At 65.4% G+C, this 12,405-nt stretch carries 10 protein-coding genes; 3 read left to right on the forward strand and 7 right to left on the reverse strand.

The genetic code is table 11. The features are described 5' to 3' along the window. Nucleotides 1–2: 2 nt before the first annotated feature. On the reverse strand, nt 3–821 hold the full coding sequence (locus D1012_RS10790; RefSeq protein ID WP_118152024.1) for an SDR family NAD(P)-dependent oxidoreductase: 819 nt from the start codon (nt 819–821) through the stop codon (nt 3–5). A 335-nt stretch (nt 822–1,156) separates the two neighbouring features. Between D1012_RS10790 and D1012_RS10795 the strand changes: the two genes are divergently transcribed. Continuing rightward, nucleotides 1,157–2,764 (forward strand): XylR N-terminal domain-containing protein, encoded by a 1,608-nt coding sequence (locus D1012_RS10795; RefSeq protein ID WP_158569316.1) that lies wholly within the window; start codon nt 1,157–1,159, stop codon nt 2,762–2,764. 37 nt (nt 2,765–2,801) lie between these two features. Here D1012_RS10795 and D1012_RS10800 read toward each other — a convergent pair whose 3' ends face one another. The 4 genes from D1012_RS10800 to D1012_RS10815 all read right to left on the reverse strand — a co-directional run bounded on the left by D1012_RS10800 (nt 2,802) and on the right by D1012_RS10815 (nt 6,649). Continuing rightward, entirely contained in the window at nt 2,802–4,076 is a 1,275-nt protein-coding gene (locus D1012_RS10800; protein WP_118152029.1) for an ABC transporter substrate-binding protein, read from the reverse strand. A gap of 64 nt (nt 4,077–4,140) precedes the next feature. Beyond that, complete coding sequence (locus D1012_RS10805; RefSeq protein ID WP_118152031.1) at nt 4,141–4,791, reverse strand: alpha/beta hydrolase; 651 nt, start codon at nt 4,789–4,791, stop codon at nt 4,141–4,143. Beyond that, complete coding sequence (locus D1012_RS10810) at nt 4,791–5,750, reverse strand: VOC family protein (protein WP_118152033.1); 960 nt, start codon at nt 5,748–5,750, stop codon at nt 4,791–4,793. Before D1012_RS10810 ends, D1012_RS10805 begins: the two co-directional genes overlap by 1 nt. Continuing rightward, on the reverse strand, nt 5,747–6,649 hold the full coding sequence (locus D1012_RS10815) for a dioxygenase family protein (protein ID WP_118152035.1): 903 nt from the start codon (nt 6,647–6,649) through the stop codon (nt 5,747–5,749). The genes D1012_RS10810 and D1012_RS10815 overlap by 4 nt, the downstream gene beginning before the upstream one ends. A gap of 91 nt (nt 6,650–6,740) precedes the next feature. Here D1012_RS10815 and D1012_RS10820 point away from each other — a divergent pair, with 91 nt between their 5' ends. Then, nucleotides 6,741–7,709: a LysR family transcriptional regulator gene (locus D1012_RS10820; protein ID WP_118152037.1), complete on the forward strand. Its 969-nt coding sequence runs from the start codon at nt 6,741–6,743 to the stop codon at nt 7,707–7,709. A 44-nt stretch (nt 7,710–7,753) separates the two neighbouring features. Continuing rightward, nucleotides 7,754–8,572, forward strand: coding sequence for an SDR family oxidoreductase (locus D1012_RS10825; RefSeq protein ID WP_118152039.1), 819 nt, complete (start codon nt 7,754–7,756; stop codon nt 8,570–8,572). 215 nt (nt 8,573–8,787) lie between these two features. Here D1012_RS10825 and D1012_RS10830 read toward each other — a convergent pair whose 3' ends face one another. Further along, nucleotides 8,788–10,227, reverse strand: coding sequence for a coiled-coil domain-containing protein (locus tag D1012_RS10830; protein ID WP_118152041.1), 1,440 nt, complete (start codon nt 10,225–10,227; stop codon nt 8,788–8,790). Between the two features lie 409 nt (nt 10,228–10,636). After that, entirely contained in the window at nt 10,637–12,280 is a 1,644-nt protein-coding gene (gene pyrG / locus D1012_RS10835; RefSeq protein ID WP_118152043.1) for a CTP synthase, read from the reverse strand. Nucleotides 12,281–12,405: the final 125 nt, after the last annotated feature.

A 12,405-nucleotide genomic window follows, 5' to 3' on the forward strand; every position in this document is an offset into this window, starting at 1 on the left:
AGTCACGTCATCCGGATCAGCGACCCGCCGTCGATCACGATCAGCGACCCGGTGAAATAGGCCCCGGCCGGCGAGGCCAGCAGCAGCGCCAGACCCTTGATGTCCTCGACATCGCCGATCCGCCCGATCAGCGACTGCGACTCGAACGCGGCGCGATCCGCCTTGTTGCGCAAGCGGCCGCCCGCGATATTGGTGATGAACGGCCCCGGCAGGATGGCATTGACGCGGATGCCATAAGCCCCCAGCTCCATCGCCATATGCCGCACAAAATGATTCACGGCGGCCTTTGCGGGCATATAGCTGGTGCCGACGATGCTTTCATTGATCAGCGCCGCGATGGACGAGGTGACGATGATTTCACCGCCCCCCGCCGGTTTCATGTGCCGCACCGCATTCTTGACCGTCACATAAACCGAGGTCAGGTTGATCTCGATCCCGCGATCCCATTGCTCGTCGGGAATGTTCTCGATCGCCCCATCCGGGTTGCGCTCGCCGGTCGGGGTGTTGAAGCCGGGGCCGGGGTCAATGCCCGCATTGGCAAACACCGTGTCAATCCGCCCGTGCCGCGCCGCGACTGCATCAAAAGCCGCCGCCATGCCGGGCCGGTCGCCGACATCGACCCTCTGGCCCCAGACATCCCAGCCCTGCGCCACCATGCCCGCCACGGTCTCATTCAGCCCGGCAGGATCAATGTCAAAGATGCAAACCCTTGCGCCCTGTTCGGCAAGGATCTCGGCATAGGCTTTGCCAATGCCGCTGGCCCCCCCGGTGACAATCACCGATTTGCCACGGACATCGAACATCGTCTCAAGTGCTGCCATCTGGTCCTCCCCCGGTCAGTTGCCCGCACACCATTGCCGCCCCTGACAGGCAGCAAGACAGAGCCCGGTCCCGCCGGGGTCAGCCTGTGAATGATACGGAATGGGTTCACCCGCCTCCCAGGGAGCGAACCGATTGCCCACATCAGGGTCTGAACAGCGGTTCAAGTCAAATGCGGAAAACGGCGTTTAATATATCGTTTCGACATAAGTATAAATCGTTGAAAATAGGCGATATTTTGAAAATTTTCAATCTCGGGCTGGTCTCGCCCTGATTTATGATGATCAAATGCGTAAATCATATTGATTATTTGATAACTTCGGCAAAGGATCAGCCGATGAAATCCCCGATGCTGCCCCTGCGCCGTACCATCGACTCTGCCGGTCTGCTGGATCGCGGCGGCCGCCCCACCGTGCGCGAGCTGCTGGGCAGCCTGTCGTTTGACGCGCTGACCGGCGCGCTCCACCTGAATGGTGAGCGTGTCACCCTGCAACTCGCCGAGGCGGACCGCATCCTGCGGCGCGAACTGGTGCATCTGTTGGGCGAGGATGAGGCGCGGGTGCTGCTGCTGCGGCGGGGATACCAGATGGGGCATCACGATGCCGCCTATGTCGCCCGCTCCTGGCCCGCGCTGGACCGGGGCGATGCCTTTACCGCTGGCACCCGGCTGCACATGTTCAGCGGCATCGTCCGGGTCGAAACCGTGCACAATGATTTCGATTTCGCCCGCGGCCGGTTCTCGGCCGAATTCCTGTGGCACAACTCGGTCGAGGCCGAAGACGGACCGGACCAGCCCCGTCGCTCTGACCGGCCGGTGTGCTGGCAGCAATTGGGCTATGCCTCTGGCTACGCCAGCTTTTTCTTTGGCGTGCCGGTGATCTACAAGGAAACCCAATGCGTGGCACAGGGTCATCGCTGCTGCCGGGTGCAGGGGCGGCTGGCCACCGGCTGGGGTGAGGATGATCCCGATGTGATCCTGTTCCGCAACCGGATTCTGCCCCGCACCCCGCTGACCGCAGCGCGCAGGCCGCAAGCCGCGCAGGTGCCCGACGCCGCCGATCTGCCGCTGGTCACCCCGGTGCTGCGCTGGCTGGAGCGGGCGGCGCAACTGCCCTTGCCCTGCCTGATCGCCGGGGCTGGCAGTTGCGGGCAGGACATCGCGGCGGCGCATCTGTTGCGGCTGTCGGGCCGGGCCGAGGGCGCGCTGCGCCTGACCGGGGCCAGCACCGGCGTTGACAGCTTGCGCGCCGCATTGGCGCAACAGCGCAAGCCCCGCCGCAAGGATCTGCCCCCCGCTCTGGTGCTGTCCGGGGTCGAGGCGCTGCCCGCGCCCGCACAGGCCGAGCTGGCAGCAGAGCTGTCCCATGCCGAGCCGCAGCTCTGGTCGCAGCTGGTGGTCACCTCGGCGCTGCCCTTGTCGCACTTGTCTGCCGGGGGTATTCTGCCCGCGCTCTGGGCGCGGCTGGCCCCGCTGGCGACCGAGCTGCCGGGGCTGGCAGACCGGCTGGCCGATCTGCCGCATCTGGCGGCCCTGCGCCTGTCCCGGCTGGCGCTGCAACTGGGCCTTGATCCGCCGGTGATTGCACCCGGCGCGCTGGACCTGCTGGCCGACCATGCCCCCGCCAACGGGGTCGAGGGGCTGGAGGCGGTTCTGACGGCAGTTCTGGTGGATCTGCCCGAAGGCCAGCCGGTCACCGCCGCCGTTGTCGCCCGCGCGCAGCAGCGGGTCAGCCCCGGACCAGCGCGGCCCATAGCTCCGGCAGATGATCTGGAGGCGATGATTGCAGCGCAATTGGCAACGGGCAGCTTTTCGCTGCCTGCGCATGAGGCCCGCATCCGCGATCTGGCGCAAACGCAGGCCGGGGGCAATCTGGCGGCGGCGGCGCGGCTCCTGGGCATCAGCCGGGCGCAACTGGCCTATCGCGAAAAGGCCGCGCGAAAATAGCGGCGGGACCGGGGGCAGGGCGCCGCCGCTGGCAGCGTCAGGACAGCGCTTCCATCGTGCCGCCGGTCGGGATTTCGGTCGCGCCGCCGTTTTCCACGATCACCAGATCATAGCCACCGCCGTCCTTCATCCGCCACTGACCGCCGGTCAGCGGGGTTTTGCAGACGTTGCGCGCGGCAAACTCGGGCACGCCCGCGCCGTTCCACGCCACCTTGCCGACGATGGTATCCAGATCGGTCGCCGCAATCGCCTCGGCCACCGCGTCGCCATCGGTCACATCACCCGCGCGGCCCATCACATTGGCCGCCACTTCGAACAGCGAATGGACAAAGCCGATCGGCTGGGTCCAGGGCCGCCCGGTCTTTGCGGTAAACGCCGCCGCCAGATCGGCCGAGCTTTCGCCGGTCAGCGATGACGCAAACGGGTGCGACGGGGTCCACCACACCTCGGACGACAGGTTATGCCCGGCAGCACCCAGCGTTTCCACCGATTGCGGGAACAGCAGCGCCTTGGCCACCGTCACCACCTTGGGATTCACCCCTTGCTGGCGCAGCTGGTTCCAGAAGGTGGTGAAATCCGGCGGGATCAGAACGCCGGTGATGATGTCGGTGTTCGCCGCCTTGAACGCATTGATCTGGGCCGAGAAATCATCGGTCAGGTTCTGAAAGCTGCCCGGATTGGTCAGCGCATAGCCCGCCGCATCCAGACCGGGGCGCAGCCCGTTGTCATTGTCGCCCCAGGCATTGCCATCGGCATCATTGGGGAACAGCCCGCCCACCGCCTTGTTGGTCTCCAGCTGGTTCCACATCGCGGTATAGACCCGGATCACATCTTCCATGCCCCAGAAGTAGTGGAAGGCATAGTCAAACGGCTTCCAGCTCGCCGGATCGCGCGGGTTGCCTTGCTGGCCGATGAACCACGGCTGCCATGGCGCGACCGTGGTGATGCAGGGAATGCCCTCGCCCTCACAGACACCCGCCACCGGATTGGTGTTTTCCGGGGTCGAGGCCGCCAGCATCAGGTTGACCTCGTCGTTCAGGATCAGCTCTTTGGCCACCTCTGCCGCGCGGTTCGGGTTGGACTGGCTGTCCTTGACGATCACCTCGAACTCGCGGCCCATGTCCGAGGCCAGAAACGCCTCGATGTTAAAGGCATCGCTTTCGGCAAAGCCCGCCAGCGGCCCGGTCTGCGGCGAGACATAGCCGAGTTTGATCTTGGCCCCCTGCGCGAGGGCGGGCGCGGCCAGACCGCTTGCCGCCAGGGTCAGGCCGGTCGCCGATGTGGTGCGCAGGAACGTGCGTCTGGTAATCATGTCTCTCTCCCTTTTGGTTGCGCGGGCCTGTCACGCGGCCCGCCGGAATGACGAAACGGCGGCCCTAGCGCGGGGCCGCCATTCCGGGTGTCTTGCCGCTGACCAGATCGGCCAGCACGGTCTGAAGCATCGCCACTTCGGCATCACTCACCTCATGCCCGCGTCCGGGGAACAGGTCGCTGCGCAGTCTGGCGCGGCTTTGGCCCAGTTCCAGCACGGCCTCGGCAAAGGCGGTGACCGGAATCCACGGATCAGCATCCGACCCGGTCAGATAGACCGGCAGATCCGGGGGCAGGGCCTGCGGGCGCAGATCACCCGGCTGACCCACCCGGCAGCCGGTAAAGGCCACCAGTGCCTCGGGGGCAGGGCGGCCCGAGAACGCATATTCCAGCGACAGGCAGGCCCCTTGCGAGAACCCGGCCAGCACCAGCGGCAGGCCCGGATAGTCTGCCCGCGCCGCCGCAATATCCGCCGCCAGCTGATCCAGCGCCGCAGCCAGCGCGCGCTTTGTGTCCCCGGTCAGCGGGTCCACCGCGCGGGCGGCATACCAGCTGCCGCCATTCGCACGGGGCAGCACAAACGCCACCTCTGGCGCGGATATCCGCGCCAGAACATGCGATTGCATTTCTTCGGGCGATTGCCCCCGGCCGTGGACAAGGACGCAGACCGCCCTTGCCCCAGCGCTCGCTCCCAGCCAGAGCGCGCCATCCGTCATCAGACGAACTCTGCCGCTTCCAGCCCCTCGCGCAGCTCCGCCTCGCGGTCCTTGAACCATGGCGGAAACACCAGTGTCTTGCCGATCTGGCCGGGCGGCTCATCCTTGGCCCAGCCTTCGGGCGTGGTCCAGGCCAGCTCGAACAGCGCCCCGCCGGGGCTGCGGACATAGCAGGATTTGAAGTAGTTGCGATCCTTCTGCTCCGAGATATCGGTAAAGCCCAAGCCCTCGATATGGGCGCGCAGCTTCAGCTGGTTGTCCTCATCGCCGGTGTTCAGCGCCAGATGGTGGATCGTGCCGCCCGAAAGCGTCCAGGTGCCCGCCGCGCTGTCGCGGTCCTCGATCACCTCAACCCGTTGCACCACGCCATTGGCATCGGGCACGCGGTAGACCAGACCCTCATGCGTGTCGGCTTCTTTGGTCAGGGGCAGGGCGATGGTCATGAAATCATCCATCGCCGTGCGGTCAAAACAGGCCACCACTGCGCCGTAAATCCCCTTGATGCCATGCTCCGGGCCAATGCCCTGTGCCGCATTGGTGATCGGCGTGCGCGGGTCGCCGTCGCTTTCGACCAGCTCATGCGGAATGCCGCACGGGTGGGCAAAAACCACGCGATCCGCCCCGAACCGGGTGGTCTTTTCCGCCGCAATGCCGCGCTGGTTCAGCCGGTCCACCCAGAACTGCGATGCGCCCTTGGGAATGGTCTGCAGAATGCTGCGCGACTGGTTGGTGCCGCGACGGCCATACACGCCGGGCTTGCGGAACGGGAAGGTGGTGATGATGGTCGAGGCGTCGCCATCGGGCGAGCCATAATACAGGTGATAAACCGGGATGGTCCCGTCAAACAGCACCGTGCGCTTGACCGAATGCAGGCCCAGGGTCTTGGTGTAGAAATCAAAATCCTCCTGCGCGCCGTCGGTTGACATTGTCAGGTGGTGATAGCCGCTGATCTGGCTCATGTGGTCTCCTCCGTTTCAGATCCGCCTTGCCGCAACGGGCAAAGCACCAGGTTTACGTCAAGCAGTCGCCCCGCCGCCGACTCTGCGGGAGGACGGAAATCGGCCAAAAGCTCGGGTTTGACCCCAAAGATCGCATCGCGCCCGATGGCCGCATCGGCCCGGTCAAAAATATGCGTCACCAGCGTCTCATGGCCCTTGGCCGAGACGCGGAAATGCAGATGCGCCGGGCGCTCCAGACACAGGCCAAGCGCCTGCATCAACCGGCCCACCGGACCGTCCGACGGCAAGGCATAGCCGCGCGGCATCACCGAGCGAAAGCCAAAGCGCCCCTGACTGTCGGTGCGGAACCGGCCGCGCAGATTGTGCTCCGGCTGCCGGTCAGGTTCCTGATTTTCGTACTTGCCGGTCCCATTGGCTTGCCAAACCTCGACCAGCGCTGCGGGCAGGGGCGCACCGCCCAAGGCGGTGATCTGCCCGCGCACCGCCAGAGGCTCGCCCTTGCCATCGCGCGACAGATCGGCCCCCAGCGGCAGATCGGGCGCGTCCGCGCGGTAGAACGGCCCCGCCACCGTGTTGGGCGTCGCCCCGGACGGGCGCGGGCTGTTCAGATCCTCCAGCAGCGACGACAGCCCCATCGCATCGGCCAGCAGCACCCATTCCTGCCGGCGCGGGTCCGCCGCATGCCCCACCTCGGTCAGAAATTCGATCCCCGCGCGCAGCTCTGCCGGGGTCAGGTTCAGATCGTCGCTCAGCTGATGCAGGGTCAGAACCAGCGTGCCCAGCGTCTCGCTCAGCCGCGACGGGGCCACACGGCCCAGCCGGTCGGCGAACTCTGCTGAAACCCTGCGCGGCGGCACCGGGCTTGCGCCCGCATGCAGCCTGCCATGCTGCCCTTCCATCCCTCGGGGCCTCCCGTCCCCTTGAGTCATGAATAGCGCGCCCTTGCGCGAATCTGATTGAGTTGTTCGCCGCACAGTATAGCAATATGGCATGAAGCTGAATGAACGCCATCTGATGCAACTTGCCGCCGTCCTTGATGCGGGCGGCGTCTCCGAAGGCGCGGCGATGCTGGGCCTGACCCAACCCGCCGTCAGCCGCTCGCTTGCGATGCTGGAGGCGCGGGTCGGCGAGCCTTTGTTCATCAAGGGCCGCCGCCCGCTGCAGGCCACCGCGCTGGGCGGCCAACTGGCCGTACAGGGCCGCGCCATCATCGCCGCCTCGCGCCGGGCGTCCGATGTGGTGCAGGGCTTTGTGCGTGGCACCACCGGGCAGGTGCGGCTGGGGGGCGTGCCCTTTTTCATCGACGCGATGATCAGCCGGATGATCGGCGAGTTTCTCAATCTCGAACCCGGCGTCACTGTCCATCAGGCCTATATGAACCTGCCCGAGCTTTCCGCCGCGCTGGAGGCGAACCAGATCGACCTTGGCATCGTGCCCATCGGCGCGCTGGATCTGGGGTCGCGCTTTGTCTTCACCGAGATTCTGCCCGGCCGCAACATCGTCGCCTGTCGTCCGGGCCATCCCTTGATGCGCAAACGCCCGCTCGAAGCGGGCGATCTGACCCGCTATCCATGGGTCGCCCCGCTGCCCGGCTCCCCCCTGATGTCGGATCTCCAGATGATTCTGATGTCGATCGGCATGTCGGATCTCAACATCCGCTATTCCGGCGGCTCGCTGATGAGCGTGGTGAATGTGCTGGCCGAAACCGATGCGCTGGCGGTGCTGCCGTTTTCGGTGGTCTTTGCGCAGCGGCAGGAAAACCGGGTGGTGGTTCTGCCCTATGACATTCCGCAGCCCAACCGCTCGCTGGGCCTGCTGCGCCTGACCTCCGGCCCGCGCAATCCGGCGGTGGAGCGGTTTGCGGGCTATATCCTCTCGGCCTTTGACGATCTGAAACATGTGATCCGCCGGCATGAGCGGTCGGTGATCTGGGGCGCAGGCCCCGACAACAACGGCTGAGACCCGCCTGGCCGGGCAGGTCGCGCCAACACAAAGGACACCTGATGAATCGCATCGACGGAAAAATCGCAGTCATCACCGGCGGCACCCAAGGCCTGGGGGCTGCCGTCGCGCGCCAGTTTGCGCTGGCCGGGGCGGCGGGCATCGTGCTGGTCGGGCGCGGGCAGGACAAGGGCGATAAGGTCGCCGCCGACATCACCGCAGCGCATGGCATTCCGGTGATCATGGTGCCCGCCGATCTGGGCCGGACCGAGGATGTCCGCACCATCATCCCCCGCGCCGACCAAGCCTTTGGCCGCGTCGATATTCTGGTCAACGCAGCCGGGCTGACCGACCGCGGCACGATCCTGAACACCACGCCAGAGCTGTTCGACCGCATGTTCGCCGTCAACGTCCGCGCGCCGTTCTTTCTGATGCAGGATGCCGCAACGCTCATGATCCGCGACGGGGTTGAGGGCCGGATCGTCAATATCGGCTCAATGTCCGAACAGGCGGGCCAGCCGTTTCTGGCCCCCTATAGCGCCTCCAAGGGCGCGTTGGCGACGCTGACCCGCAACGCCGCCTTTGCCCTGATGCGCAACTGCATCCACATCAACCAGCTCTCGATCGGCTGGATGAACTCCGACCACGAACGCCAGCTGAACGCATCCGAAACCGGCGATCCGGGCTTCATCGACCGCGCCGCCGCCGCCAAACCCTTTGGCCGCATCCTCGATCCGGTCGAGGTGGCAAAGGCCGTGCTGTGGCTCTCCAGCGCTGACAGCGGCATGATGACCGGCGCCGTCGTCAACTTCGACCAGTCGATCTGGGGCGCCTATGACGACGCCCCTGTGCCCGCATCCGCCCTGTCCCCGTTGCCCTGAGGGCGGAAAGAACCGCTCTCAACGCCGCCCGACCGGGCGCAGCGGCGGGGCAGGGGGCAGCAGCCCGCGAATGTCGGCAACCATGAGCCGATGGCCAACGGAAGATTCGAGGCTCTGCAGACGTGTGTGCACGGGTCTGGAAAGGGGAGAGACCGCACCTTCAGCCTGGCCGTTTCCGGCAGTTTCCACAGACCCCGCGCCCTTCAGCTCTGCCGTCAGTTCTGCGCCGCCGAAAAGCTCCGCCCTGCCAGCAAGGCACAGGCGGCCTGATCAGCGGGCACCTCAAAGCCACCCTCGGCTCCGGCAGCGACCTCGCATTCCAGCGGCAGCGCCGTGTTGTCACCGCCCTCGGCCGCCTCCAGCCGCAGCACACCATCTTGCAGGCTGTATTGCCCGGCAAGGGTCTGCGCGTCGCTGACAAGCTCAAACGCCCCGCCGTCCGCAAGGGTCAGGGTCATCCCTTCGGCCTCGTACTGACCCGGCTCCAGCGCGTTCACCTTTGGCGCGACGCCTGCCTGCTCAGGCGCTGGGTCAGCCGCAGTCTGATCGGCGGCCCCGTCCTGCACGGGCGCTCCGGTCTCACCCGCTGCTGCCTCCGCTTCCGGTGAAGCCTCCTCAGCGGCACCGCCCTGCGCCGCCTCAGCCGTGGACGGATCGGCGGCTTCCTGTTGGTCAGGGGCGGCGGCAGACTCTTCTGCGCCAGCCGCCTCCGTGCCGCCCTCCGCCTCTGGCGACTGCTGCGCTGCCGTGCGCGCGAAGGCCTGCGTTTCGTCTGCAATCAGGGCAGTTTGCGCCGCCATCTGCTCTGTCAACTGGCGCTCGATCCGCACCAGATCCTGCGACCGCGCCGAGACATCTTCGGTCAGCTGGCTCAGCACCGCCTGCCGCTCTTCGCGCTGCGCCTGAATGGCGGCCACGTCTTCGGTTAGCGTCGATTGCACCTGCGTCAGCCGCGCGATTTCTTCGGTCAGCCCGCGCGACTGGTCTTCCAGCCGGATCGCCTCCTCGCGGGTCTGCGCCGTGGTTTCCTCAACCGAAGCCGCCTCCTGCAGAGCGGTTTGCAGCCGGGCTTCGGTCTCTGCCGCCGTTTCGCTCAGCGTGGCGGTCTCGGTGGTCAGATCCGCAAGCGTCTGGCGCACCTCAGCTTCCCGCGCACGCGCCTCTTCCAGCCGGGTGCCAACCGCTGCCATTTCCTCGGTCTGGGTGGCGACCTGCGATTCCAGCTCGGCGCGGCGCTGCTCATAGCCCGCCAGTTCCTCGCGCAGCGGCGCAACCTGCGCCTCCACCTCGGCCAGCGCGGCGCGGCCCGCCTCCTGCTCGGCCTCAAGGCCGGTCAGTGCCGCCTGTGCGGCATCCCTCCGGGCCATCAGCTCATCCAGCTCGGTCTGCACTGAAGCGCGCTGGGCCGTCGCCTCTTCGACCTCGGGGGCCAGACGCGCGATGGACGCATCCAACTCCGCCAACGTGCCCGCCGCCGCGCGCTGCGCTTCCAGATCGCGTTGCAACGTGCCGCTCTGGGCCACCACGGTTTCCAGCTGTGCCGCCGTGTTGCGCTGCTGGGTAAAGAAGTAGATCGTGCCGATCCAGCCGACGACCGCCGCAACAGCAACAATACTGGTTGTCGAGGTCAGTCCGCTTTTGGTGGTGGCCGCCATGTGAGTATCTCCCCTGTGAAAATCTGTCGGTTTTCCGCTCCCGTCAGGCCATGGGTAGGGCCGGTGATTCAAAAGGGCACAGGTCGCAACTGTGTCTGATCGTCCAGGGGGCGCTCGCAAAGAGTCAACACCGATGCCCGGCATCCGGTTCCCCGCTCTGACAGCATGACGCACCGCGCCCCGGCTGTTGCCGGGGGCGGGTCTTGTGGGGCGGGCAAAGCGGTGGGGGGGCGATCAAGCGCAATAGTCGCAAAGGTCAGTGCAGGGCAACCGCACCAAAGCGCTGAATGCCCCGCCGTCGCACAACGGCAAAAGTAAACAAACCGTTAAATCTAAGGAGTCAAGTCGTTGATTTTAAAAGATACATAGTCCTGTAACACAGGGGGAACCACAGGTTCCCCCTGTGCCGTCAGACCAGCCGCTCGACCTCTTTCGCGGCGCGCACAAAGTCTGCAAACAGCGGGTGCGGGGCAAAGGGCTTTGATTTCAGCTCGGGGTGGAACTGGACCCCGATGAACCACGGATGATCCTTGACCTCGACGATCTCGGGCAGCTTTCCATCGGGCGACATCCCGGAAAACACCAGCCCGCAGGTCTCCAGCTGCTCGCGGTACTTGATGTCCACCTCATAGCGGTGCCGGTGCCGTTCCTCGATCACCGTGCCGCCATAGATCTCGGCCACATGCGAGCCGACTTTCAGGCTGGCGGTATAGGCCCCCAGCCGCATCGTGCCGCCCTTGTCATCATCCGACTTGCGCCGCACGGTGTGGTTGCCCTGCACCCATTCTTTCAGGTGGTAGACCACCGGGGTAAAGCGCTTTTTCCCGGCCTCGTGGTCAAACTCCTCCGACCCGGCATTCGGCAGCCCGGCCAGATTGCGGGCGGATTCAATGACCGCCATCTGCATGCCAAGGCAGATGCCCAGATAGGGAATCTTTTTCTCCCGCGCGAATTGCGCCGCCTTGATCTTGCCTTCGGTCCCGCGCTCGCCAAAGCCGCCGGGCACCAGAATGGCGTGATACTCCTGCAGATAGGGAGCGGGATCTTCGTGCTCGAAAATCTCGGCATCAATCCATTCCGCCTTGACCCGCGTGCGGTTGGCCATGCCGCCATGGGTCAGCGCCTCGGCGATCGACTTATAGGCGTCTTCCAGCTGGGTATACTTGCCCACAATCGCCACCCGGACCGTGCCTTCGGCCCCGTTCAGACGGTCCATCACGTCTTCCCAACGGGTCAGGTTCGGCTTGGGCGCGGGCGAGATGCCAAAGGCATCCAGCACCGCCTGATCAAGGCCCGCGCGGTGATAGGCAAGGGGGGCCTCGTAGATGGTTTTCAGATCATAGGCCGGGATCACATGTTCCTTGCGCACGTTGCAGAACAGCGCGATCTTTTCCCGCTCTTTGTCGGGAATCGGGTGTTCCGACCGGCAGACCAGCACATCGGGGGCAAGGCCGATGCTTTGCAACTCCTTGACCGAATGCTGGGTGGGCTTGGTCTTCAGCTCGCCCGACGCCGCAAGATAGGGCAGCAGCGTCAGGTGCATCAGGATCGACTGGCCGCGCGGACGCTCATGGATGAACTGCCGGATGGCTTCAAAGAACGGCAGGCCCTCGATATCGCCGACGGTGCCGCCGATTTCACACAGCATGAAATCAACCTCATCCGCGCCGATGCGCAGGAAATCCTTGATCTCGTTGGTGACGTGCGGAATGACCTGAATGGTCTTGCCCAGATAATCGCCGCGCCGTTCTTTCTCCAGCACGTTGGAATAGATCCGGCCCGAAGAGATGGAATCGGTGGCGCGGGCATGCACGCCGGTAAAGCGTTCGTAATGGCCAAGATCCAGGTCGGTTTCGGCGCCATCGTCGGTGACAAACACCTCACCATGCTCGAACGGCGACATCGTGCCGGGGTCGACGTTGAGATAGGGGTCAAGCTTGCGCAGACGGACGGTGTAGCCCCTGGCCTGCAACAAAGCGCCCAAGGCGGCAGAGGCCAACCCCTTGCCAAGCGATGACACAACGCCGCCGGTAATGAAAATGTAGCGCGCCATGTGCGGCCCCCGTGTTGTTCGTCGCGATTCGATGGGTGGGAATCGCAGCACCACGGGACCCATGCCTTACCCTAGGCAACGGTCCTTTGCAACAGCACCGCTAGATGCTGTTTTGCAAGGTGGAG

The sequence above is a fragment of the Pseudotabrizicola alkalilacus genome (genome assembly GCF_003443995.1).
Classification (GTDB): domain Bacteria; phylum Pseudomonadota; class Alphaproteobacteria; order Rhodobacterales; family Rhodobacteraceae; genus Pseudotabrizicola; species Pseudotabrizicola alkalilacus.